We start from the raw sequence: 24,744 nt of genomic DNA, 5'->3' as shown, positions 1-24,744 counted from the left end.
GCGGCGTTTCCGGATCGAGGGGAGAGGAACGGCAGCATGAGCACAGCGGTGTTTCCCGGGGAGCGCCCCGATCGTCTCGAGGAGGAGTGCGCCGTCTTCGGCGTGTACGCTCCCTGCGACGACGTGGCGCGCATGACGTGCTTCGGCCTCCAGGCCCTGCAGCATCGCGGGCAGGAGAGCGCCGGCATCGCGGTGGGAGACGGCGAGACCATCACGGTCGAGAAGGACCTCGGCCTGGTGACCCAGGTATTCAGCGAGTCGAGCCTCGCGGCCCTCCAGGGGAAGGTCGCAGTCGGGCACGTCCGCTACTCCACCAGCGGCGGAACGAACTGGGAGGCCGCCCAGCCCCATATCTCCGCCATCGACGATGTGCTCATCGCGATGGCGCACAATGGCACGCTGGTGAACACGAAGCGCCTGCGCGCCCAGATCGTGGACGCGGGCATCCAGCTGAGGGCGGGCACCGACAGCGAGGCCGCCGCCAAGCTCATCGGCAAGTTCACCCAGGAAACCCATCATCTGCGCGAAGGCATCCGCAAGACGATGGAGATGATCGAGGGCGCCTACGCCATGGTGCTCGCGAGCCCTGACACCCTCTACGCCTGGCGCGATCCCAGCGGCATCCGCCCTCTGTGCCTGGGCGAGCTTCCCGACGGGCGCGGCTGGGTGGTCGCGAGCGAAACCTGCGGTTTGGACATCGTGGGGGCCCGCTACGTGCGCGACGTGGAGCCCGGCGAGATCATCCGCATCAACGACGAGGGCGTCTTCAGCGAGCGCGGCGTCGAGCCGCGCGCGTATGCGGCCTGCATCTTCGAGTACGTGTACTTCGCCCGTCCCGACTCGGTCCTCGACGGACAGAGCGTCTACCAGGCGCGCCGCAACATGGGCCGCGTTCTGGCCCGCGAGGCCCCCGTCGAGGCCGACCTCGTGCTGGGCGTGCCCGACTCGGGCATCCCCTCGGCCATGGGGTACGCGGCCGAAAGCGGCATCGAGTACGCCGACGGCATCATCAAGAACCGCTACGTGGGCCGCACCTTCATCGCCCCCACCCAAGAGCTTCGCCAGCTGGGCATCCGGCTGAAACTCAACCCGCTGCCCTCGGTGATAGCCGGCAAGCGCCTGGTGGTGATCGACGACAGCATCGTGAGGGGGAACACGTCGAAGAAGCTGGTGGCGATGCTGCGCGACGCGGGCGCGGCCGAGGTGCACCTGCGCATCGTCTCCCCCGAGGTCCTGTGGCCCTGCTTCTACGGCATCGACACCGATACGCGCGAGCAGCTCATCGCGGCGAACATGTCGCACGAGGAGATGCGCTCGTTCATCGGGTGCGATTCTCTGGCGTTCATATCCGTCGAGGGCCTGCGCGCCTCCATTCCCGACGTCAGGACGCCGGGCTTCTGCGAGGCGTGCTTCACGGGGGACTACCCCGTCGAGATACCCGCCTCGACCGCGCGCGACTCGTTCAAGACCAAAGCCGATTTCGCCCGGGATTTCGAGAGGGAGGATGCCGCCCGCCCGCTTGCGCTGGGCTAGCGCGGGGAAGGAGGCGCGCTTCTCGGCCCCGCTCGCAGCGCCCACGAGATCCGATCGCATAAGAGTCCATTTTCGTCGACGAGGAGAACAGATGACCGAAACGAATCCCGCAGCGACTTCGACCACGTACGCCGATGCCGGCGTCGACATCGAAGAGGGCGCCCGCGCGGTCGACGCCATCAAAGGATACGTGCACGAAACCTACCGCCCTGAGGTCATCGGCGACATCGGCGGATTCGGCGGGCTGTTTTCCATAGCCGCCGCCAAGAGCATGGCCGATCCGGTGCTGGTCTCGGGCACCGACGGCGTAGGAACCAAGCTGAAGGTCGCCCAACGCCTGGGAAGGCACGACACGGTGGGCATCGACCTGGTGGCCATGTGCGCCAACGACATCCTCGCCACCGGCGCCGAGCCGCTGTTCTTCTTGGACTACGTCGCGGTCGGGAAGCTCGATTCGGCTGCGATGGCGCAGATCGTTTCCGGTATCGCCGAAGGATGCAAGCAGGCGGGCTGCGCGCTTGTCGGCGGCGAGATGGCCGAGCATCCCGGCGTGATGGACCCGGACGACTACGACCTGTCGGGATTCTGCGTGGGCATCGTCGACCGACCCTCGATGCTCGATCCCGAATCGGTTGCGCCGGGCGACGCTTTGGTGGGCATCCCCTCGACGGGGATCCACTCCAACGGCTACTCGCTCGCGCGCAAGGTGTGCATCGAGGGCGCAAGCGACGAGGAGCTGCGCGCGCCGCTCGACGAGCTGGGCGGCATGAGCCTGCTCGAGGCGCTCCTCGTTCCCACGCGCATGTACGTGAAGGCCGTGAGGTCCGTCCTGGAGGCGTGCCCGGGCGCGGTCCGCGCGCTCGCCCACATCACCGGCGGCGGCATCACCGAGAACCTGAACCGCGCGCTGAACGGGCGCACCGATGCGTCGGTCGCCCTGGGTTCCTGGGAGGTTCCGCCTATCGTGCGCTACGTCTGCAAACGGGCCGGCCTCGGCGAGGACGAGGCGCTCAAGACCTTCAACATGGGCCTGGGGATGATCCTCATCGTCGATCCGGAGCGCGTGGCCGACGTGAAGGCCGCGCTGAAGCGGGCCGGGGAAGAGGGCTTCGAGGTCGGATCGGTCGTCGAGGGCGCCGGCGTGGTTCGCTACGAGAACCGCGGCGCGCTGCTCCCGTAGAGGCGCGCCCGCGAACGCGCGAGCCTGCCATGTGCAATGGAAAACGGCGGAAAGGGGATTGCAGTGTCTGAGAAACTCAAGATCGGCGTCCTGGTTTCGGGAAGCGGCACCAATTTGCAGGCCATCCTGGACGAGTCGAGTGACGGCCTTCCCGTCGAGGTGGTGAAGGTGGTGTCGTCCCGCCCCGACGCCTACGGCATCGAGCGCGCACGGGCGGCGGGCATACCCGTGGTATGGCTTAACCGCGAGGCCTATGCCGATCCCATCGCCGCCGACCGCTTCATCGCCAAGGAGCTGGCCGACGCGGGTGCGCAGTACGTGGTCATGGCCGGCTACATGCGCAAGGTGACGCCCGTGCTGCTGGAGGCGTTTCCCAACCGCGTGGTGAACCTCCATCCCGCGCTGCTGCCTGCGTTCAAGGGGGCGCACGCCATCCAGGACGCGTTCGACGCCGGCGTCAAGGTGACGGGCGTCACCGTTCATTTCGCAAACGAGGATTACGATCGCGGGCCCATCATCGCGCAGCGGCCCGTCGCGGTGCGCGAGGGCGACACGGTAGACGACCTCGCCGCGCGCATCCACGACATGGAGCACCTGCTGTACCCCGAGGTCCTGGGGATGATCGCGCAGGGCCGCGTGCACGTCACCCCCGAAGGGAAGGTGAGCGTCGATGCGTAGGGAAGCCCTCGAATCCGTTATCGCCTCCCTTGAGCGGGGCGAGGCGCCCGCGCTTGCGCTCGAGGACGTCCCGGCGTTCTCGAAAGGACGCCCCCATATCGACGCTGCGGCGCTCGAAGGGCTGGTCGGTTCGCTGACCGAAGACGACCTCCCCACGTTTCGCCGGGCGCTTCGGGCCATCGACGAGGGCGACCTGGCCTGGCTGGGCTTCAAGCTGGTGTTCGACGGGGATGCCGCGGTGTCCAACGTCGATAACGAGGTCACCAAGAAGTACGGCGAGCAGGGTTCGGCCGACGGGCGGCCCCTCGTGTTCTTCTGCAACGACGCGAAAGAGGTCGTCTGCTCGCGCGCGTACTCGCCGCGCGATCTGTTCCAGATGAAGGACGTCACCCGGGGCCCGTCGATGCATACCGAGCAGTTCGACGGCCTCACCTGGGCAAGCGTCCCTCTGTTCGACGCTGTGCGCGTGTGGCTTCTGGGTGCTTCCGACGTCGCCAGCTATCTGGCGCGTTACGCGGGCCAGGTGGGCTTCGACGTGACGGTGGTCGACTACGATCCCGCGTTCATCTCGGCCGAGCGCTTCCCCGACGCCCACCGCATCGTGCTGGAGGGGGAGGGCTTCTCCCAGATCGAGAGCCTTGAAGCCGATCCCGCCGACTACGTCTGCGTGCTGACGCGCGGGCATATGCACGATCCCGAGAGCTGCGTGTGGGCGCTGCGGCACGGCGTGCACTACGTGGGCATGATGGGCTGCAAGGGGAAGAACGAGACCGTCCACGACCTGGTGATCGCGGGCGGCGCGACCGAGGCGCAGTGGGAGTCGGTCAAGCGGCCCATCGGGTTGAGCTTCGGGGCGAAGACCCCCGCCGAGCTGGCCATCGCCATCGTCGCCGAGCTGATCGACGTTCGGTATCGGCAGCGCTACAGCGAGGAGGCGCGCGAGAGGCACGAGCGCAGCCTCGGGCGGCTCTAGGCAGCCGCAAGCATTGGTTTTCCGCCCGCGGTTGCGCGGGTGAATCGTATCGGTTGAGCAGGATGACGCAGGGGAAAGAGGGAACAGTGAGCGATCCTCAAGTGAAGCGGGTGCTGATGTCGGTGACCGACAAGACGGGCGCGGCGGAGTTCGCCCGCGCGCTGTCCGATGAGTTCGGGGCGCAGATCGTCTCGACGGGCGGAACGGCCCGCGTTCTGGCCGAGGCCGGGGTGCCGGTTACCGAGATCGACGAGGTCACCAAGTTTCCCGAGATGATGGGCGGGCGCGTGAAGACGCTGCATCCGGCGGTCCACGGCGGCTTGCTCGCACGGCGCGACGATGCCCAGCATATGGCCCAGGCGGCCGAGCACGGCATCGAGATGATCGACATGGTGGTCGTGAACCTCTATGCGTTCGAGAAGACCGTGGCTTCGGGCGCCGATTTCGCCACCTGCATCGAGAACATCGACATCGGGGGGCCGTCCATGCTGCGCTCCGCCGCCAAGAACTTCGCGAGCGTCGCGGTGGTCACCGACCCGGCAAGCTACGGCGATATCCTGGAGGAGATGCGCGCGAACGGCGGTGCGACGACGCTTGCCACGCGCCGCGCGCTCGCGCTGAAGGTGTTCCAGACCACGAGCGTCTACGACGGCGCGATCTGCGCGTGGATGGAGGGCCGCATCGCGCGGGAGGAGGGCGCATCCGGGTTCTCCGCACCCGACGCCATCAGCCTGTCCGCCCCCAAGCAGCAGGATCTGCGCTACGGCGAGAACCCCCATCAGGCCGCGGCGTTCTACCGCATGCCCACCGCATCGCCCCACTCGCTGGCAAACGCCCGCCAGCTCAACGGGAAGCCGCTTTCCTACAACAACATCCTCGACACCGATGCGTGCTGGGCGCTCGCGCGCGAGTTCGACGAGCCCGCGGTCGTCATCCTCAAGCATCAGAACCCCTGTGGATCGGCGACGGCGACAGACGCCACCGAGGCCTACGACCGCGCGTTCGCATGCGACCCGAAAAGCGCGTACGGCGGCATCATAGCGGTCAACGTCGAAGTGCCCGCGTCTTTGGTCGAGCACATCAACCTGAACAAGCAGTTCGTCGAGGTCATCATCGCCCCCTCGTTCTCGGAGGGCGCGCTGGAGCTCCTGCGCGCGAAGGCGAACCTGCGCGTGCTCGAAACCGGCGGCATCGACGCGACCGACGATATCGAGATGCGCACCGTGGACGGCGGCCTGCTGGTGCAAGACGTCGACCGCGTGACCGAGGACCCCGCTTCGTTCACCGTTGCGACCAAGCGCAAGCCCACCGACCGGGAGCTCGACGACCTTCTGTTCGCCTGGCGCGTGGTGAAGGGCGTGAAGTCCAACGCCATCTTGGTGGCGAAGGACCGCGCGGGCCTGGGCATGGGTCCCGGTCAGCCCAATCGCGTCGATTCGGCGCAGCTGGCGTGCGATCGGGCGCACGAGGCATGCGGGCGGCTGGGGATATCCCCGGAGGGTCTCGTGGCGGCTTCGGACGCGTTTCTTCCCTTTGCCGATAACGTAGAGACGTTCCATGCGCGCGGCATCACCGCTATCATCCAACCGGGCGGATCTATTCGCGACGACGAATGCGTCGAGGCGTGCGATCGGCTCGGCATCGCCATGGTGTTCACGGGGCGGCGCCACTTCAAGCATTAGGAACGAGAGGTCGGCTTTGAAGCCAAACGTCAGCATCCGCACGCTCTTGATGGGCGTCGTCATCATAATCGTGCTCGCTGTGGTCCTGCTGCGCGGCGACCAGCTGGTCGAGCTTGCCGAGACCATGAAACAGGGCTCCATGATCCCCCTGGTGGTCGCGCTCGCCATCCAGCTGGGCAAGTACTTCCTCCAGTCCATCGCCTACACCTACGCGTTCGACGCGGTGGGCGAGAAGTACTCGGCCAGAAACACGCTTCCCTTGGTGTTCGGCACGTTTTTCATGAACACGGTGGCGCCCTCGGCCAACCTCGCGGGCATCACGCTCGTGGTCGACGACGCCCGCCGGCGCGGCATCGATTCGGGCAAGGCGGGTTCGGCGGCGCTGCTCATGCAGATCACCATCGACACGGGTTTCGCCGTCATCATCCTCGTGGGCTTCAGCGCCGTGGCGCTGACGGTGGGCATCCCCCTGGGGTGGTTCGCGCTGGTGCTGATCGACTTGGCCGTGGTGTCGGCCATGGTGGGCGTCTTGTTTTTAGGGCGTATCAACATCGATCTGCTGAAGGGTATTCTGGGAAGGGCCGACAGGCTGGTGACCAAGCTGCGCGCCCTTATGAAGCGCGACCCCCTCAAGCCCTGGGTCGATCGGACCGCCGAGTCGTTTGCCGAGGCGGCCGGCCTCATCGTGGCCAACCCGAAGCCCACGCTCATGTCGCTGGTCTGCTCGATCGGGGCCAGCGTGTGCGAGCTGGCGTGCTTCGTGCTGGTGGGGATCGGGTTCGGCGTGGACAGCATCCAGGCTCTGGTGTGCGGATACGTGGTGGCGACCCTGTTCGCCATGTTCTCGCTCACGCCCCAGGGCGTGGGTTTCGTCGAGACCGCGGTGACGGTGGCGTTCACGACGTTCGGCGAGTCCTCGGCGGCGGGCCTGTCGATCGGTTTGGTCTACCGTTCCATCGTGTTCTGGATGCCCTTCCTCATCGGCGCGGTCCTGATACAGATGACCTCGACGTTCAAGGGCGAGAAGGTGCTCACGGCATCGAAGGACGTCGATCTTATCCCCGAGCTCATAGACGACGTTTTCGAAGGATCGGGATCCGCGCCGTCCGAGGACGCCGCCCCTCCTTCCTCTCCGAAGCGATAACCTGCGTCGCACGCGGCCTCCCTCAAAACTCTACTTTCAACCCCCGTGCTCATGTGCTATCATTTCAGCCGCTGTTAATCGGCACAACGGGTTGTGGCTCAGCTTGGTAGAGCGCTGCGTTCGGGACGCAGAGGCCGCAGGTTCAAATCCTGTCAACCCGACCATGGTTATGGAAGGGGATGTTGTTACACGTGCAGCATCCCTTTTTCTATAGCAGGTGCGTCGCATCCCATCGAGCGGCGCGCATCGTGAAAGGCTATTGGAGGCTATCGTGAAACTTTTTGGTCTGGGTGTGCCCGAGCTGGTCATCATCCTTCTGGTCGTGCTCCTCATCTTCGGCCCCAAGCAGCTCCCCAAGCTGGGCAGCGCGATCGGCAAATCCGTCAAGGGACTCCGATCAGGTATGAAGGAGGTCCAAGAGGAGATCTCCGAGGATCTGGACGACGAGAAGCCCGAGGTTGACGAGGCGGTCGAAGAGGCCCCCAAGAAGACGGTGAAGAAGGTCGTCAAGTCCAAGGAATCTACCGAAGCGTAGTTCCCGGTACGAACCATCTGCGGTGCGCGCCGAAGGGTACGCACCGTTTTTTCATGTAGGCTCCGCTGCGGCGGAACACGGCCGCGCGGCCGTTCATCGAAAGCAGGACATCATGGCTAGCGAGAATCTGATCCTCACGCCCGAAGGACGCGCGAAGCTCGAAGACGAGCTGCATTACCTCGAAACCGAGAAGCGCGCCGAGATCGGCGAGCGCATCAAGGTCGCCCGCGAGTTCGGCGACATCTCCGAGAACTCCGAGTACGACGACGCCAAAAACGAGCAGGGCATGGTCGAGGCGCGCATTTCCGAGATCAACCACATCCTGTCGGAGGCCACGGTCGTCGACGCGCCGAAGCGCTCCAACAAGGTGAACATCGGATCGACCGTCCACGTCAGCTTGAACGGCTCCGAGCGCGTGTTCACCATCGTGGGCGCAGCCGAAGCCTCCGTCGCCGACGGGCGCATCTCCAACGAGTCCCCGGTCGGCTCTGCGCTCATCGGCCGCAAAAAGGGCGATTCGGTCACCACCGTCGGCCCCACCGGCCGCGAGATCGTGATGGAGATCGTCAAGATCGAGCATTAAACCGTCGGGGCGCGGGCCGCTCCGAAGCACTTCCACACGGCGGCGCGGCTTTTCCAGCTCGCGCCGTCGCGTCGTTTTGAACCGAGAGGGAACACCATGGCTGAATTTGAGAACGCTTCGCCCGAGGGAACGGATCAGGCCGCCGGCCCGGATGGGGCCGCCGGCTCCGCGCAGGATGCCCAGAGTGCCTGCCAGGTTATCGAGGACGATCCCGTCGAGGTTCGCAAGAACAAGCGCTCCGCCCTCATCGCGGCGGGCGAAAACCCCTACGGCCACGCCTTCGACTACACCGATCACGTCGCCGATCTCGAGGGACGTTACGGCCACCTGGGCGACGGGGATTCCACCGAGGATGCGGTGGCGGTCGCGGGCCGCGTGATGGCCAAGCGCGTGCAGGGCAAGATCACGTTTCTCACCCTGCGCGATACGACCGGTGACATCCAGCTGTTCTGCCGGATCAACGCGCTGGGCGACGAGGCGTACGCCGAACTCAAGGACCTCGACCTGGGCGACTGGATGGGCGCGTTCGGCACGGTCATGCGCACCCGCCGCGGCCAGCTCTCGGTTGCCGTCGAGCGCTTCGAGCTGCTCAGCAAGTCGATCCGCCCGCTTCCCGAGAAGTTCCACGGGCTTTCCAACAAAGAGGTGCGCTACCGTCAGCGCTACGTCGACCTCGTGGTGAACCCCGAGGTGCGCTCGACGTTCGAGAAGCGCTTCAAGATCATATCGGCCATCCGCCGCTACATGGAGGACAACGGTTTCTACGAGGTCGAGACCCCCATCCTCCACGCCATTCCCGGCGGTGCCAACGCGCGCCCCTTCGAGACGCACCATAACGCGCTCGATCGCGAGTTCTACCTGCGCATCGCCACCGAACTGCACCTGAAGCGCCTTCTGGTGGGCGGGTTCGAGCGCGTGTTCGAGATCGGGCGGCAGTTCCGCAACGAGGGCATGGATCCGTACCACAACCCCGAGTTCACCACGATGGAGGCCTATCAGGCGTTCACGGACCTCGAGGGCATGAAGCGGCTCACCCGCGGCTTCGTGCAGGCGGCCGCGCTCGCTGCGTGCGGGACGCTGAAGGTGAGCTACCAGGGTCAGGAGATCGACCTGGGAGGGGAGTGGCGCGACGCGAGCATGACCGAGCTCATCAACGAGCGCATCGCCGAGCCCGTCGACGTTTCCATGGACCGCGCCGAACTGGTGCGCATCGCGCGGGCCAACGGCGTGGGCCAGATCGAAGACGCGTGGGGCAACGGCAAGATCATCGGCGAGCTGTTCGAAGCCGTGGTCGAGGATACGCTCGTGCAGCCCACCTTCGTGTGCGATCACCCGCTCGAGGTGTCCCCGCTTGCGAAGAAGAAAGAGGACGACCCCGCCCTCACCCAGCGCTTCGAGCTGTTCATCTGCGGTCACGAGTACGCCAACGCCTTCAACGAGCTGAACGACCCGATCGACCAGGCCGAGCGGTTCCGCGCCCAGGTGGAGGCGAAGGATCTGGGAGACGACGAGGCCATGGGCTACGACGCGGACTACATCCGCGCCCTCGAGTACGGGATGCCGCCCGCAGGCGGCGTCGGCATCGGCATCGACCGTTTGGTCATGCTGCTCACCGACTCGGAATCCATCCGCGACGTGCTGCTGTTCCCCCATATGAGGAACGAAGCGCTCTAAATTGCCCGACGACGGGTCGGCCGCCTCGCCGATCGGGCGGCCGACCCGGGTTTGAAAAGCTGCGGGAAGGCGGTTTTTCCGCGCTACCGGTTCTCGATGTTCGAGATGTTCTTCACTTCGATCGAGATCAGGCCGTTCGGTTCGCTGCTGAACTCGATGAAGTCCGAGTTGCGGCTGTATTCGGCGGGAAACGAGATCTCGATGCCGGTGTCGGTGCGGATCTTGTGGGTCTTGGCGACGCGGCGCGCCGTATCCCTTCCCAGGTCGATGCGCGCGGGCAGGTTGCCCTCCTCGGCCGCTTCCCTGAAACGGCGCTTCATCTCGGCGTTGTCGCCGAACGCCTCCTCACCCAGCTTGTCGAGGTCGAACCCGTCGCCATCGCCGGACCCTTCCTGCACGCAGGCCTTCGCCTTCGACACGGCGAGCGCGGCGTTCGAGCCGTACTCTTTCGCCACCGCCTCGACCGTTTCGGTCACCTGGGAGAAGGTTTCCCTTCCCGATGCCGCGGTCGAGCACTGCAAAAGGCCGTCGGCCAGAAGCCAGCGGTCCTCTCCGGCGATCCGGCGCTTCCTGTCCGAGATCTCGATCTTGCCGCTTCGCAGGTCGATCAGGGCGTATGACTGCACTTTCTGCGAAGGGTTGGGAAGGATCGCGTAGCGCCGCGCGATGTCGGTGCGCCCGCCGCCTCCCACCTCGTGCATGTAGGCCTGCTTGATCTCGAAGAGGAAGATGCCGAAGAAGCGCCGCGCACGCCCGCTGAACGCGGCCGCCGCCTCGGCCTCGCTCGCATCGGCGGCGGGCTGGTCGGGCTCCTCTTCGAAGTCGGCCACCAGCAGGTCGGTCGAGGCGGGGCTGGCCGCGTTCCCAAGCTCCGTTCCCAGGAAGTCCGCTATCTGGGCGGATAGCTCCACGAAGCCGCGCTGGCCGTTCGCATAGCCTTGCAGCTCGTCTGAAAACGCGCTGTCCTCGTAGAAGGTCCCGTGCTGGTTGTCGATGCTTCCCAGCGCCTTTCTCATATGCTTTTCGATGAAGCTGCGCGCGGTTTTCCCCTCGAGGTCGATTTCCTCGCGCGCGATCACGTTGACGGCGGAATCGAAGTCGAATACGTGGATGATCGCGTGGTTGATCTTCATAGCGGACGGCTCTCCTTTTGAAGGCGATGACGGAATGCGGCTCTGAGCGGACAAGCATAGCACGCAACGGCGGCTTGCCGCCCCACCGCGGCGCTGTGGTTTTGCCTTGTTCTCTGGTGTCGGGAAGGTGTCGAATTGGCACTCAAAAATGAAGAGTGCTAGGATTGCAGAAACCTGAAACGACAGAAAGGCAGGTTGCCTGTGTCATTCGAGAAATTCACGGACAAGGCGCGCAAGGTCCTCGTCCTCGCTCAGGACGAGGCGCGCGTCCTTCACCAGCCCTACGTGGGCACCGAGCACCTTCTTTTGGGGCTCATACAGGAAAAAGACGGCCTGGCCGCCCAGGCGCTCCAGAGGCTCAACGTTCAGCACGAGGCGGTGGTCCAGGGCATTCGCCAGGTAGTCACCATCGACGCCGACGCCGACGTGTCCGGGCACCTCTCGTTCACGCCGCGCGTCAAGCGGGTCCTCGAAAACGCGCTGCGCGAGGCCATGCAGATGGGTCAGAGCTACATCTCCACCGAGCACCTGCTGCTGGGCATCGTGCGCGAGGGAGAGGGCACGGCGCTCAGCGTGCTGTCCCGCCTGAACGTTTCGGGCGACGACATCCGCGGCGCCCTGAACGACCTGGTGGGCCAAAGCCCGGTGTATGCCGGGCGCAACCCCTTCGTGCAAGATCCCCAGAAGGGCGATTCCCCGTTGAAGGAGTTCGGCACCGACCTCACCAAGAAGGCGCGCGAGGGAAAGCTCGACCCGGTCATCGGGCGCGCCGGCGAGATCGAGCGCATCATGCAGACGCTCTCGCGGCGCCAGAAGAACAACCCGCTGCTGATCGGCGAGCCCGGCGTGGGCAAAACCGCCGCAGTCGAGGGCTTGGCGCAGCTCATCGTATCGAACCAGGTGCCCGATATCCTGCGGGACAAGCGCGTGGTGACGCTCGACCTCTCTGCGCTCGTGGCGGGGTCGAAGTACCGTGGCGAGTTCGAGGACCGTTTGAAGAAGGTCGTGCGCGAGGTCGCCGATGCGGGCGACATCATCCTGTTCATCGACGAGATCCACACGCTCATCGGAGCGGGTTCGGCCGAAGGGTCCATCGACGCCGCAGCCATCCTCAAGCCGCCCCTGTCCCGCGGCGAGATCCAGGTGATCGGCGCCACCACCATCGACGAGTACCGCAAGCACTTCGAGAAGGACTCGGCCCTCAACCGCCGATTCCAGCCGCTTACGGTGGGCGAGCCCAACGAAGAGCAGGCCATCCGCATCATGGAGGGGCTGCGCGACCGCTACGAGGCCCATCACCGCGTGCACTTCACCGACGAGTCGCTCCATGCGGCGGTCAAGCTGTCGAACCGCTACATCCAGGACCGCTTCCTTCCCGACAAGGCCATCGACGTGCTCGACGAGGCCGGCGCGCGCATGCGCATCCGCAACATGACGCTTCCCCCCGAGCTGCACGAGCTGGACGAGGAGCTGCGCTCGGTCAAGGCGCGCAAGGAAGAGGCGATCGCCGCCCAGGATTTCGAGGAGGCGGCGCGCCTGCGCGATGAAGAGGGCCAGCTCAAGCAGAAGCGCGACGAAGCGCGGCAGAGGTGGGAGGACGAGTCCTCCAAAACCGTGCAGGAGGTTACGGTCGAAGACATCGCCGACATCGTCTCCCAATCCACCGGCGTGCCCGTGTCGAACCTCACGGAAGCCGAGACCGAGAAGCTCCTGCGCATGGAGTCGGTGCTGCACGAACGCGTCATCGGCCAGGACGAGGCCGTTACGGCGCTGTCCAAGGCCATCCGCCGCAGCCGCGCGGGCCTGAAGGACCCCAAGCGCCCCAGCGGCTCGTTCATCTTCCTGGGCCCGTCGGGCGTGGGCAAGACCGAGCTCGCCAAGACGCTCGCCGAGTTCCTGTTCAACAGCGAAGAGGCGCTGCTGAGCTTCGATATGTCCGAGTACATGGAGAAGCATACGGTGTCGCGCCTGGTCGGCTCGCCCCCCGGTTACGTCGGCTACGACGAGGGCGGCCAGCTCACCACGGCGGTTCGCCAGAGGCCCTATTCGGTGCTGCTGTTCGACGAGATCGAGAAGGCCCATCCCGACGTGTTCAACATCCTGCTCCAGATCCTCGAAGAGGGTCGCCTGACCGACGGGCAGGGGCGCACGGTCGATTTCCGCAACACCGTCATCATCATGACGTCGAACGTGGGCGCGCGCGAGATCGCCTCCACGCAAACGCTCGGCTTCAGCGCCGACGCGGGGGCCGGCTTGTCGGACAAGGAGATCCAAGGCCGCGTTATGAGCGAGCTCAAGAAGCTGTTCAGACCCGAATTCCTGAACCGTCTGGACGAGATCATCGTCTTCAAGTCGCTTACCGAAGACCAGATCGTCCGCATCGTCCGCCTCATGATCGACGATCTGCGCGAGCGCATGATCGCGCAGGGGATGTCCGTCAACCTCAGCGACGAGGCGTGCAGGCTCATCGCCAAGGAGGGTACCGACAAGACGTTCGGGGCGCGTCCCTTGCGCCGCGCCATCCAGCGCATGCTGGAAGACCGTCTTTCCGAGGAGATCCTCGAAGGCGTCTGGGCTCCGGGCGATATCGTGGAGGTCGATGCCGAGGGCGGAGAGCTGGTCTTTGCGCGCGGTACCGGCGAGATTCCCGCCCCTCGGAAGCGCGACAGCATCGCGCGGGAGGCAGAGACGCTGCTCAAGGGCTACAACCTGGGCAACGCGAGCGTCCCTTCGGGCGGCCTGCTCTCCGGCGGTGCGGCTGACTAGGCAATATGAGGCGCTTCGACGCGGGGTCGGCGCGCATGGAGGCGGGAAAGCTTCCGCTTGCAGGCCGATACCTCGAACGGATGGTGCGCTGAGCAGCGGTTTTCAGTACGGAGACCGGGGGCGGGAAGCTCTCGGCCTCCGTCTTTCGATTCATGGCTTTAGCCTGCGCTGCGCGATGCGGGTGGCCATGATTCGCCATGTCCGCCGGAAGCGCCGTCACCGACCGGTGTTGTGAGATAATCTCTATCAAACGTCGTTTTCGCTGGATGCCGGCCGTGCGCGGTCGGTTCCGGCGTGTGAGAAAAAGGGGCTGGTATGGCGAACACGGTCGATCCGGTTTATGCGCCGCAGGGTCTCCGCGAGCCGCACATCGTTTCCTCAGGTCTGAGAAGCGACCTGTTCACCGAGGCCATGTCCGGTCTCGAGGGGAAAATGGACAAAAACCCCCGAACCGCCGCGATCATCTTGGCGGGGGGAACGGGGGAGCGCTTCGGCCAGATAGGCGGAAAGCAGCTGGTCGAAATCGCCGGAAAGCCGGTTCTTACCTGGTCGGCGGAATCGTTCGACGCGGTAGGGGACATCGGGCTCATCGTCGTGGTGTGCCCGCAGGACCGCATCGACGAGTACCTGCGCCGCGCCATCGATCCCTTCCCGTTCGTCACGCCGGTCGTGATCGCCCCTGCGGGGGCGACGCGCCAGGAAAGCGCTTTTTCGGGGCTGGAGCTGGTTCCCGACGACTTCGAGTACGTTGTTCTGCACGACGGGGCCAGACCCCTGGTCACACCCGATCTCATCGAGCACACCATCGCCACGGTGAAGGGCAACATCGACTGCGATGGGGCCGTGGTGGCCCATCCGTCGGTCGACACGCTGAAGATCGTGGAGAACGGCGTCATCGTGGGGACGCCCGATCGCACGGTGTTCTGGAACGCTCAGACCCCCCAGGTTTTCCGCACGGGGATCTATCGCCGCGCCCATTCGGCGGCGCTGTCAGAAGGGTTCGTCGGCACCGACGATTCGTCGCTCATCGAGCGCTTGGGCGGTCACATACTGGTGGTCGAGGGGACGCGCGACAACATCAAGCTCACCGTTCCCGAAGACTACGAGCTGCTCAGCGCTGCGGTGATGCGCCTGTTTGGGATGAAGGGGTGACCATGTCCGATTTCAGCTGCCTGCGCATCGGCCAGGGGATGGACGTCCATGCGCTCGTCGAAGGCCGCAAGTGCATCATCGGCGGCGTCGACATCCCCTTCGACAAGGGGCTGCTCGGCCATTCGGATGCCGACGTGCTGGCCCATGCGGTAAGCGACGCGCTTTTGGGCGGCGTGCGCGGCGGGGACGTGGGAAAGCTCTTTCCCGATACCGATCCCGCCTACGAAGGGGCGGATTCCATGGTCCTGCTTGCCCGCGTTGCGCGCTACGTGAGCGAACAGGGCTACGACATCCTCGACGTCGATTCCGTCATCGCGGCCCAAGCCCCTAAGATGGCGCCGCATCGCGAGGCCATGCGGCGCAACCTCGCCCAGGCGATGGGCATCCCGGTCGAAAACGTCGGGGTCAAGGCCACTACCACCGAACATCTGGGGTTCGAGGGCCGGGGAGAGGGGATATCCGCCACGGCGGTCGCCTTGCTGTGCAAAACGTCTTCCCAGCGGTAATGGATAATTTAACGGGTATAATCACAGGGGTGTTTTACGCTTCGGGGTTTTCTTCCCGATCCGCCCTGTGAAACGGCCGGACGAGGTTTCATTCGGCCTGCGCTCGGGCGGGTCGTTCGGTACGGGCGTGAGCTCGTTGCGCGGAGGTCTCGGGGCGTCGTATGCGATCCGACGATCAACGAGGTGAAGTGTCTATGAAGCTCGCTCGAGATACGCAGAGCCGCGGCAGCCTTCCGGTGTTCGGCGAGGTCCTCGCCGATGCCCTTCCGTGGATCAAAGAGGCTACCGGCAAGACCATCGTCATCAAGTACGGTGGGTCGGCTATGAGTGATCCCGAATTATGTTCCCAGGTCATGAGTGATATCGTTCTGCTGAAGATCATCGGTATCAACCTCATCATCGTCCATGGCGGCGGCAAGGACATCAGCGCCGCTATGGAGCGGGCCGCCATCCCGGTCGAATTCAAAGACGGGCAGCGCGTCACCACGCCCGAAGCGATGGATATCGTGCGTTCGGTCATGGTGGGCACGGTCAACCAGAACCTCGTGCGGGAGATCAACCGCCACGGGAACCTCGCGGTCGGGGTGTCCGGATGCGACGGCGGGACGCTCATCGCCGATCAGGTTTGCGAGGAGCTGGGGCGCGTCGGGCATATCACGGCGGTCAACACCGAGTACCTCAACGCGATCATCGAGAACGACTTCATTCCCGTCATAGCCGGCGTGGCGCTGGGCGAAGACGGCGGTTACTTCAACATCAACGCCGACGTTGCGGCGGGCGCGATCGCGGGTGCGGTGGGGGCTCACAAGCTCATCTATCTCACCGATGTGGACGGGCTCTACACGAATTTCGAGGACAAGACGTCGCTCATCTCGAACATCACGCGCGACGAGGCCTACCGTATCGTCGATGAGAAGCGCATTTCGTCCGGTATGATCCCCAAGCTCAAAAGCTGCGTCGCCGCCATCGACCGCGGTGTCCTGCGCGCCCATATCATCAACGGCACAACGCCCCATGCGTTGCTCATCGAGCTGCTCACCTCCTCCGGCGTCGGCACGGTGATCCACCGCACGCAGGAAAGCTATATCAACGATATGCATCCCATAGGGGGGTTCGCGGAGAAGCTCTCCGAGAACCGCGTGCTCAGGCAGGCCGAGGGGTCGCAGATCAGCATCGACATGGATCTGTAGGCAGGCATCCGCACCTCGACGATAAAAAAGGAGGCGAGCCGAGTGGGCTCGCCTCCTTTTGTTTCACGCGGGGCTGCTAGACACGCTTGAAATGCCGCTTGAGCTCCAGAAGGCGCTGTTTGACGAACTTGGCGTCCTCGGGGCTGTACGCGATGATGAGGATGGTGTTGTCGCCCGCGACGGTTCCCAGAAGGCCCTCGATATGGACGTTGTCGATGGCGTCGGCGACGCCCGGGGCGATGCCGGGATTGGTGCGCACCACCACGCTGTGGCCCGCAACATGGATCTCTCCGACGATTTCCGACAGCATGTGGTAGAGGCGCATGTCCTCGGGGAGGACGTACAGGCCATCTTGCGACTTCAGAAGGCCGATGTTTGCGATGTCGCGCGACACGGTAGCCTGCGTGCATTCGTACCCGAGCTCTTGGAGTTTCGCGACGAGATCGCGCTGGGTATGGATCGCTTCTCGTCGGACGATGTCTCGAATCACGTCGTGGCGGTGGACGCTTTTTTTCATAGGATGCTCCCGAACCTCGTATCCAATATTCTGCATTGATATGAAAAAACAAAACCAGTGGACAGCTTCTTTCCACTGGAGGGAATTCTAACATAAAAGCAGGTTAATAGTCATTCCAATGCATAAAGAAGAGCGCCGTTGCCGACGCTCTTCTTATTACAAACTTCGGAGCAGTTCTGCATAAAAGCAGCAGCTACGCGCCTCTTACTCGGTTGTTGCGACGTTGAGCTTCGCTTCCTTATGAGCAGCGCGCATGCCCTTGATAGCAGGGATGGCGCCGGCGCCGATGATGAGGACCGTGCCGATCGCGGAGTTGATGGTGAACGGCTCGGAGAAGATCACCAGGCCGATGAACAGCGCGACGGGAACCTCCCAGTAGGCGATGGTGGAGTAGTCGGCTGCGGGCAGGTTGCGGCCGGCGACCAGCAAGAAGCCCAGGGCGATGGGGCCGCAGATGATCCACAGCAGCACCGCGCCGATCCAGTTGGCGTTGGTCAGGTGCAGGTCGAGCGCCCAGTTGGGGGGAACGACGCCGGAGGTGCCCAGCGTGTTGAGGACGAGGGTCAGAGAACCCGCCGCCAGGGCAGCGAAGATGAAGTTCCAAACGCCGCGAGCGGTGGTGTCGGCGTCTTTGCGATAGCCGTTGAAGAACATGCTGGAACCATAGAACACACCGGACAGCAGGCCGAAGATGTCGCCCAGACCCTTCTGCGGGAACTCGGGCGTAGAGGTTTCAAGGCTGAAGTCGACCATGAAGCCGCCGTCGGAGAAACCGACAAGGCCTTCTGCGAACAGCATGCCGAAGAACACGACGAACAGGCAGATCCACTGCAGGCCCGACATCGGTTCCTTTCTGAAGATACGTGCCATAAGCACGCAGAAGACCGGTCCGGTGTAGATGAAGAGAACGGCGTTTGCGACAGACGTCAGAAGCGTGGAGGTGACGTAGCAGGCAAGGGACAGGCCGATCATCACGCCGCCCAGTGCGATAGCGGGGGTGAGCTTGAGTTTCTTGAACACGCCGGTCTTGTGCGTGGCGAACATCAAGATCACGAAGAACAGGATGCCCATGCTCATGCGACCGGTCGCCATCAGGGCGCCTACGCTGTCGCCGGCATTCAGACCCATTTTGCCGTCAAGGAACTCGGTGCGCGTAGCCATGCGGCTAAACAGGGGAACGAGACCCATGCCGGTAGCGGAAATGAACATCGCGATAGTGCCCCATCGGCGATCCATCTGGTAATCGCCGCTTCCCGACGAAGCCTCGGGCGATACGGCAGTCTCCGTAACGTTATCAGCCATTGTAACCCTCCTTTTTAAGACAGAGATCCCCTTAAGGGATCGTTTACCCCCCAGTTATGTTGATATATACGTGAAAAGTGCGAAGAAAAAAGGAGACCCAGCTTCCGTTAAAGAAAACCAGGCCTCCTTTTCAAAGTTATCTGGAATCAGCGGATGATTCGCAGAACGCTCGACGAGGGACTAGTCCCACATCTCCGGGTGGATCAGCGTGGGATCGGCAACCCTGTTGGGGAAGTAATCCTCGCAGGTCCCCTCACGATAGACGTCAGCGGTGGAGCAGTGCAGGCCGCCGCCGAACGGATACGCGTCACGCAGGTCGCAGGGCAGGACGTTCATGCCGAGCTTGTCCATCTGCTCCTGCTGATAGACCTCGGAAGCCTCGACGATAACCGTCTTCGGGTCGAGAACCAGGCAGTTCATGGACAGCCAGACAGAGCTGTAGCAGAGCGCGGGAGGCTCGGTGTGAGCGGGCTGCGCCGCGTCGACGATCTGCCAGTCGTTGGCCTCGAAGATAGCGCGCTGCTCTTCGGGCAGGTGACGCTGCGGGTTGTTGATGATCAGGCCCGGACGCAGCGGCACGAAGGTGGCGTCGATGTGGATGGGATAGGGGTCGCCGGGGAAGTTGACGGCGTGGACGCGCAGCTCGGGATAGTAGCGCTGGAACCACTCCATGGCGGTACGGTTGGTGGTCAGACCGTGCTGGATGAAGAGGTCCTTGCCCATGCGCATAACGTCGGCGGCATCCCACATCGGCTCGACTTCAGTGGTCACGAAGTCCTTGTTGGCCGTGCGGACGAGGCGCTCCTCGAGGGAGATCTTCTCGTCATAGTAGTTGTGCTTGTAGGAAGCGTCGGTCAGGCGAGGACGGGGAGCCTGGGTCCACTTGAACTCGGGATCCTCATCGAAGTACTGCTTCATCAGCGGCCAGTACGCGAGGTACTCGAAGTAACGGCAGCGGAAGGAGTTAGCGGAAGCCATGATCTCGTTGCCGATGGTGAGCAGGATGTCACGGGGAGGCATGCAGGTCATCATGGAGTCGTTGCGGAAATCAGGCGTGCCGATGGCCTGGTTCCACTGCAGCGGGGTGGGACGGTCGACAACGACGCCGTGATCCTCGAGGATCTTGACGAGGTTCTCGAGGCACTCGTTGCCGCGCTCGACGGTGGCGAGGGGACGCAGGCCCCACATGCCGCGCATCTCGGAGTCAACGGGCACCTTCTCAGAGGTAGCGGGCTCCTCGGGCGGAATCATCGAGTTGTCGCAGCGACCAACGATGACGCGCTTCAGGGGGTCCCAGTCGTTCCAGGAGCTGACGATCTTTGCCATGTAGATCTCCTTTCGTTGGGGGGAACCTTTTGTTCCCCTCTTGACCACACAAAACGACATAAGCTCTGGGAAAGTCTGGAGATCGTAAAGACGGTAGAAAACGAACAGGTCCGGCTCGCTATCTGCATCTTCGATCAAACTTGCCGTTTCGCTTACGATATGCATACTAGGCTTTTTATTCTGCATATTCAAGGAAAAATTTAAACTTATTGTTTATTTTTATATTGATTAAATCCTAAAAAACAGAAGCGGTGCGCCGGGGGCGGGGATCATGCGGGGCAAAGGTGCTGTAGAAAGGCTCCGCACCCTGTTATTTTGATGGTGCATACCTAATCGGAGGCTTTATTCATCTGAAGTTAACTCAAGTTAAGATACCAAGTAGATGCCCTGTTTCAAGATAGTCTGAATATCCATCCTGTTCCCGCGGCACTTCGGCGGGCGCCGTCGGGCGCGGGGGCGCCCCGGCTCGCGCCCCGACCTTTCCCCGCCCGCGTGCACGCGCCTTCCCTCGGGTTTTTCCAACAGGAAAGGCCCCCCGCGCGGGCGGAGGGCCTTTCTGTATATAGTTGCGTGTTAGAAGCGCTTCTATACTTCGCTTAGGTCCTTGCCGGTCTGCTCGTGGGACAAGAACATGGCGACCAGGGCGATGAGGGCGAGGGCGACCATGTAGTAACCGGGAGCGAAGTTGTCTCCGGTCATATTGATGAGCTGGAAGGAGATGTACGAAGCCGATCCGCCGAACAGGGCGTTGGCCAGGTTGAAGCTGAAGGCGAATCCCGAATACCTGATCTTGGTGGGGAAGGTTTCGGTCAGGTAGCTGGAAAGCGTTCCGTCGTTGACCGTGAGGATGAGGCACATCACCAGCTCGACGAACAAGATGGTGGTGAAGTCCTTGGTGGCCAGCAGATGGAAGGCGGGGACGGTGAAGATGACGAATCCCAGGCAGGCGCCGATGAGCATCTTCTTGCGCCCGACGCGGTCGGATATGAGGCCGGACAGGAAGATGAACCCGATGTAGGCCACGAGGGCGATGGTGGTGATGACGGAGGCGGACGCCGCGTCGTACCCGATGGTCACTTCGAGGTAGTTGGGCAGGTAGGTGAGCACCGTGTAGAAGCCGACCGCGTTGAGCATGCAGGCGCCGAACGCGAGGATGGTCTGGCGGCGGTAGTTCTTCAGCAGGGAGCGGACGGGAGTGGCTTCCGTCTCGCGGTTGCCTTTCTCGATGGCCTCGCGCATCTTCACGTACACGGGGGAGTCCTCGAGGTGGTTACGGATGTAGTGGGTGATGTAACCCAGCGGCAGGGCGAACAGGAAGGGGATGCGCCAGCCCCAGTCGGTCACGAAAGACGAGTCGGACCCCCAGACGTTGAACATGAAGGTCACGAACAGAGAGCCGATGAGAAGCCCGCACGCGGTCGATGCCGGGACGAACGAGCAGTAGAAGCCGCGGTGGTCTTTGGGTGCGTATTCGGCCAGGAAGGTGGCCGCTCCCGCGTATTCTCCCGATGCGGAGAAGCTCTGGACCATGCGGAGCAGGAGGAGCAGGATAACGGCGCCGACGCCGAGCGTGGAGTATCCCGGAAGGCACCCGATGAGGAACGTCGCGCCGCTCATGAGCAGAATCGACGTGGACAGGGCCCATTTCCTGCCCTTCTTGTCGCCCATGTTCCCCCAGAAGACCGCGCCGATGGGTCGGACGAGGAACGCGAGTGCGAACACGGCGAACGCGCTCATAGTGGCGACGGTTTTGTCCTCGCTGGGGAAGAACACAACCGCGATGACGGTTGCCAGGTACGAATAGCTGGCGTAGTCGAACCACTCGATGAAGTTGCCCAAGAAGGATGAAACAGCGACTCGCTTGAGTGTCTTGTGTTTCTCATGATCGCTGATTTCAACTAGATCGGGCGATGGGGTAGAGCTCATGGAGACCTCCCTTCTTGCCGAAGGCAGAAGAACCCTTGTCTTGGATCAACTAGCAAGACAAACGCTCTTAGCGCTCCGGCTATGCAACAAGACTGTACACACTATAAGGCAAACGGGCGCTTTTTGCTTGAGCTTCGAGGCGCATCGAGGCGGTCTTTATTTCAAATTATGCATAAAAATGCAACACGATGCATTTTGTTGCAAACGCTGACAGGTGGCTCAAAGAAAATTAGATCGAATAATACTAAAATAATTAACCTGGGATAATTTAGTAAAACACCAGTTGAGGGACTTAACTAAAGATAGTCAAAACTACGAGGTGAAAAAGTTCCCGCAAGGGAGCGGTTCGATCGGGGGTTCTGGAGGCAATAATTATTTTTAAAAAAAATTTCATCAAATCAGTTATTTGTTGCATTTTTCGGCTTGTAATTTAACCTTAAAGATGCGATAGTTCACCTGAGACGTTTACGTTGGTCGTCGCCGTTTGCTGAAAACGGTGCGAAAACAGGGATTCCTTTTTCGGTTTGATTCAATCTAAGAGAAAGGGCACGTATGTTCAAAGTGAACGTAAAGAGCGAGATCGGGAACTTGAAGAAGGTTCTTCTTCATCGTCCCGGCAACGAGCTTCTGAACCTCACCCCGGATACGCTCGAGCGCCTGCTGTTCGACGATATCCCCTTCCTGGAGGTCGCTCAGAAAGAACACGACGCCTTCGCCCAGGCCATGCGCGATCGCGGCATCGAGGTCGTGTACCTGGAGGACCTCATGGCCGATGTCGTCGCGGACCCCGAGGTGCGCGCGCAGTTCATCGACGAGTGGGCCACCGAGGCGGGCGTCTACGCCCCCGCATGGCGCAAGATCGTCGCGGACTTCCTCAACAGCGAGTACAAAGATCCCAAGGCGCTGGTCGAAAAGACCATGACCGGCATCACCATGTCCGAGATCGAGTACGACCGCCATGCCAGCCTGGCCGATTACGTGGCGGATCCCACCAGCATGCTGGTCGATCCCATGCCGAACCTCTACTTCACGCGCGACCCGTTCGCCATGATCGGCAACGGCGTGAGCATCAACCATATGTACTCGGTCACGCGCAACCGCGAGACGCTGTACGGCAAGTACATCTTCGAGAAGCACCCCGATCTGACCGGCACGCCCGTGTACTACGACCGCGCCAGCCACTTCGCCATCGAGGGCGGCGACATCCTCAACATCAACGACCACGTGCTGGCGATCGGCATTTCGCAGCGCACGCGCCCCGCGGCCATCGACGAGCTCGCGCACAACGTGTTCGGCGACGAGACCAGCACCATCGACACCATCCTGGCGTTCGATATCCCGAACAGCCGCGCGTTCATGCACCTCGACACGGTGTTCACGCAGATCGACCATGACAAGTTCACCATCCATCCGGGCATCCTCGGACCTCTCACGGTCTACGAGCTCACTCCCGACGGGAAGGGCGGCGTGCGTGTCAACCGCAACGATTCCAGCCTCGAAGAGATCCTTTCCCACTATGTGGGCCAGTCCGTCGAGCTGCTGCAGTGCGGCGCGGGCGACCGCATCGCCGCCGAGCGCGAGCAGTGGAACGACGGCAGCAACACGCTGTGCATCGCTCCGGGCTCGATCGTGGTGTACCAGCGCAACAACGTCACCAACGACTTCCTGTACAAGAAGGGCCTCGACCTCATCGAGGTTCCCAGTGCGGAGCTGTCACGCGGACGCGGAGGCCCCCGCTGCATGAGCATGCCGCTGTGGCGCGAGGCCCTGTAGGCTCCGCTGTTTCGGCACGGTCCTCAGACGGGCCGTTCATCAGGTGCGAATCGCACGTAACGTGCGTAAGCAAAGGTAAAGCAGTACCTTGTATTTAGAGAAAGGAACCACCATGGGCGTCAACCTCAGCGGCCGCAGCTTCATCCGCCTGCTCGACTTCTCCACCGAGGAGATCGAGTACCTGCTGAAGCTCTCGAAGAACTTCAAGGACATGAAGCGCGCCGGCGTGCCCCACCGCTACCTGGAGGGCAAGAACATCGTGCTGCTGTTCCAGAAGACCTCCACCCGCACCCGCTGCGCCTTCGAGGTCGGCGGCATGGACCTGGGCATGGGCGTGACCTACCTCGACCCGGGCAGCTCGCAGATGGGCAAGAAGGAGTCCATCGAGGACACCGCCCGCGTGCTCGGGCGCATGTACGACGGCATCGAGTTCCGCGGCTTCGCCCAGGAGGACGTCGAGGAGCTCGCCGCCAAGGCCGGCGTGCCGGTGTGGAACGGCCTGACCGACCTGTGGCACCCCACCCAGATGCTCGCCGACGTGCTGACCATGCAGGAGAACTTCAACTACGACCTCAAGGGCCGCACGGTCGTGTTCATGGCCGACGCCGCCAACAACGTCGCCCGCTCGATGATGGTCGTGTGCGCCAAGCTCGGCATGAACTTCGTGGGCTGCGCGCCGAAGACCAACTGGCCCGACCCCGCCCTCGTCGAGGAGTGCTCGGCCATCGCCGCCGAGAACGGCTGCACCGTCAAGCTGACCGAGGACCCCAGGGAGGCCTGCACCGGCGCCGACGTGATCTACGCCGACGTGTGGGTGTCGATGGGCGAGCCCGACGAGGTCTGGGCCGAGCGCATCAGGAACCTCGAGCCCTACCGCGTGACCGAGGAGGTCATGGGCTACGCCAGCGACGACGCCATCTTCCTGCACTGCCTGCCCGCCTTCCACGACACCAACACCACCGTCGGTGCCGAGAAGGCCGAGCAGTTCGGCATCACCGAGATGGAGGTCTCCGACGAGGTGTTCGAGTCCAAGCGCTCCAAGGTCTTCGACGAGGCCGAGAACCGCATGCACACCATCAAGGCCGTCATGTACGCGACCCTCAAGTAGACCGCCCTTTCGACAACGCTACTGCGCCAGGCGGCGATGGGCCGCCCGGGCATTTAGGAGGAT

General features: G+C 63.2%; 20 protein-coding genes and 1 tRNA gene. 16 read left to right on the top strand and 5 right to left on the bottom strand.

What is annotated here, in order from left to right; genetic code table 11:
- Window positions 1-36 precede the first annotated feature (36 nt).
- The 10 genes from purF (at window position 37) to lysS (ending at window position 9,982) form a co-directional block, all read left to right on the top strand.
- A complete protein-coding gene (gene purF / locus JI75_RS05640) occupies window positions 37-1,533 on the top strand; it encodes an amidophosphoribosyltransferase (protein WP_052241636.1) in 1,497 nt (498 codons plus the stop codon).
- 91 nt (window positions 1,534-1,624) lie between these two features.
- Window positions 1,625-2,713, top strand: a complete 1,089-nt coding sequence (gene purM, locus JI75_RS05635; RefSeq protein WP_039689430.1) for a phosphoribosylformylglycinamidine cyclo-ligase — start codon at window positions 1,625-1,627, stop codon at window positions 2,711-2,713.
- A gap of 63 nt (window positions 2,714-2,776) precedes the next feature.
- Complete coding sequence (purN, locus tag JI75_RS05630; protein ID WP_039689428.1) at window positions 2,777-3,391, top strand: phosphoribosylglycinamide formyltransferase; 615 nt, start codon at window positions 2,777-2,779, stop codon at window positions 3,389-3,391.
- On the top strand, window positions 3,384-4,364 hold the full coding sequence (locus JI75_RS05625) for an XdhC family protein (RefSeq protein WP_039689426.1): 981 nt from the start codon (window positions 3,384-3,386) through the stop codon (window positions 4,362-4,364). The genes purN and JI75_RS05625 overlap by 8 nt, the downstream gene beginning before the upstream one ends.
- An 86-nt stretch (window positions 4,365-4,450) precedes the next feature.
- On the top strand, window positions 4,451-6,046 hold the full coding sequence (gene purH / locus JI75_RS05620; protein WP_039689423.1) for a bifunctional phosphoribosylaminoimidazolecarboxamide formyltransferase/IMP cyclohydrolase: 1,596 nt from the start codon (window positions 4,451-4,453) through the stop codon (window positions 6,044-6,046).
- A gap of 16 nt (window positions 6,047-6,062) precedes the next feature.
- A complete protein-coding gene (locus tag JI75_RS05615; protein WP_240993137.1) occupies window positions 6,063-7,190 on the top strand; it encodes a lysylphosphatidylglycerol synthase transmembrane domain-containing protein in 1,128 nt (375 codons plus the stop codon).
- Window positions 7,191-7,277: 87 nt separating this feature from the next.
- Window positions 7,278-7,354: transfer RNA gene (locus JI75_RS05610), tRNA-Pro, on the top strand.
- Window positions 7,355-7,461: 107 nt separating this feature from the next.
- The gene (gene tatA / locus JI75_RS05605) at window positions 7,462-7,725 is read left to right on the top strand and encodes a twin-arginine translocase TatA/TatE family subunit (protein WP_039690642.1); all 264 of its coding nucleotides are present in this window, start codon (window positions 7,462-7,464) and stop codon (window positions 7,723-7,725) included.
- 112 nt (window positions 7,726-7,837) lie between these two features.
- Window positions 7,838-8,308: a transcription elongation factor GreA gene (gene greA / locus JI75_RS05600; RefSeq protein WP_039689421.1), complete on the top strand. Its 471-nt coding sequence runs from the start codon at window positions 7,838-7,840 to the stop codon at window positions 8,306-8,308.
- A gap of 96 nt (window positions 8,309-8,404) precedes the next feature.
- Window positions 8,405-9,982 (top strand): lysine--tRNA ligase, encoded by a 1,578-nt coding sequence (lysS, locus tag JI75_RS05595; protein ID WP_082019774.1) that lies wholly within the window; start codon window positions 8,405-8,407, stop codon window positions 9,980-9,982.
- 83 nt (window positions 9,983-10,065) lie between these two features.
- Here lysS and JI75_RS05590 read toward each other — a convergent pair whose 3' ends face one another.
- Window positions 10,066-11,115, bottom strand: coding sequence for a nucleoid-associated protein (locus JI75_RS05590; protein ID WP_039689419.1), 1,050 nt, complete (start codon window positions 11,113-11,115; stop codon window positions 10,066-10,068).
- Window positions 11,116-11,316: 201 nt separating this feature from the next.
- Between JI75_RS05590 and JI75_RS05585 the strand changes: the two genes are divergently transcribed.
- The 4 genes from JI75_RS05585 (at window position 11,317) to argB (ending at window position 16,729) form a co-directional block, all read left to right on the top strand.
- Window positions 11,317-13,881, top strand: a complete 2,565-nt coding sequence (locus JI75_RS05585) for an ATP-dependent Clp protease ATP-binding subunit (RefSeq protein WP_039689417.1) — start codon at window positions 11,317-11,319, stop codon at window positions 13,879-13,881.
- Between the two features lie 315 nt (window positions 13,882-14,196).
- The gene (ispD, locus tag JI75_RS05580) at window positions 14,197-15,033 is read left to right on the top strand and encodes a 2-C-methyl-D-erythritol 4-phosphate cytidylyltransferase (protein ID WP_039689415.1); all 837 of its coding nucleotides are present in this window, start codon (window positions 14,197-14,199) and stop codon (window positions 15,031-15,033) included.
- A gap of 2 nt (window positions 15,034-15,035) precedes the next feature.
- Window positions 15,036-15,539 carry a 2-C-methyl-D-erythritol 2,4-cyclodiphosphate synthase gene (gene ispF, locus JI75_RS05575; RefSeq protein ID WP_039689413.1) on the top strand — a complete coding sequence of 168 codons (504 nt, stop codon included), beginning with the start codon at window positions 15,036-15,038 and terminating at the stop codon, window positions 15,537-15,539.
- 194 nt (window positions 15,540-15,733) lie between these two features.
- Window positions 15,734-16,729, top strand: coding sequence for an acetylglutamate kinase (gene argB / locus JI75_RS05570; RefSeq protein ID WP_039689410.1), 996 nt, complete (start codon window positions 15,734-15,736; stop codon window positions 16,727-16,729).
- Window positions 16,730-16,805: 76 nt separating this feature from the next.
- Here the strand turns inward: argB and JI75_RS05565 are convergent, their stop codons facing one another.
- The 4 genes from JI75_RS05565 to JI75_RS05550 all read right to left on the bottom strand — a co-directional run bounded on the left by JI75_RS05565 (window position 16,806) and on the right by JI75_RS05550 (window position 21,800).
- Complete coding sequence (locus JI75_RS05565) at window positions 16,806-17,246, bottom strand: arginine repressor (RefSeq protein ID WP_039690638.1); 441 nt, start codon at window positions 17,244-17,246, stop codon at window positions 16,806-16,808.
- A gap of 204 nt (window positions 17,247-17,450) precedes the next feature.
- On the bottom strand, window positions 17,451-18,548 hold the full coding sequence (locus tag JI75_RS05560; protein WP_052241635.1) for a DMT family transporter: 1,098 nt from the start codon (window positions 18,546-18,548) through the stop codon (window positions 17,451-17,453).
- Between the two features lie 180 nt (window positions 18,549-18,728).
- On the bottom strand, window positions 18,729-19,874 hold the full coding sequence (locus tag JI75_RS05555) for a serine/threonine protein kinase (RefSeq protein WP_039689408.1): 1,146 nt from the start codon (window positions 19,872-19,874) through the stop codon (window positions 18,729-18,731).
- 585 nt (window positions 19,875-20,459) lie between these two features.
- A complete protein-coding gene (locus JI75_RS05550) occupies window positions 20,460-21,800 on the bottom strand; it encodes an MFS transporter (RefSeq protein WP_039689406.1) in 1,341 nt (446 codons plus the stop codon).
- A 552-nt stretch (window positions 21,801-22,352) separates the two neighbouring features.
- Between JI75_RS05550 and arcA the strand changes: the two genes are divergently transcribed.
- Window positions 22,353-23,573, top strand: a complete 1,221-nt coding sequence (gene arcA / locus JI75_RS05545) for an arginine deiminase (protein ID WP_039689404.1) — start codon at window positions 22,353-22,355, stop codon at window positions 23,571-23,573.
- 112 nt (window positions 23,574-23,685) lie between these two features.
- Window positions 23,686-24,681, top strand: coding sequence for an ornithine carbamoyltransferase (gene argF, locus JI75_RS05540; protein ID WP_039689402.1), 996 nt, complete (start codon window positions 23,686-23,688; stop codon window positions 24,679-24,681).
- Window positions 24,682-24,744 lie beyond the last annotated feature (63 nt).

It is taken from the genome of Berryella intestinalis (assembly GCF_000814825.1).
In the GTDB taxonomy this organism is placed as follows: domain Bacteria; phylum Actinomycetota; class Coriobacteriia; order Coriobacteriales; family Eggerthellaceae; genus Berryella; species Berryella intestinalis.
This window is presented reverse-complemented; position numbering and strand designations above follow the sequence as displayed.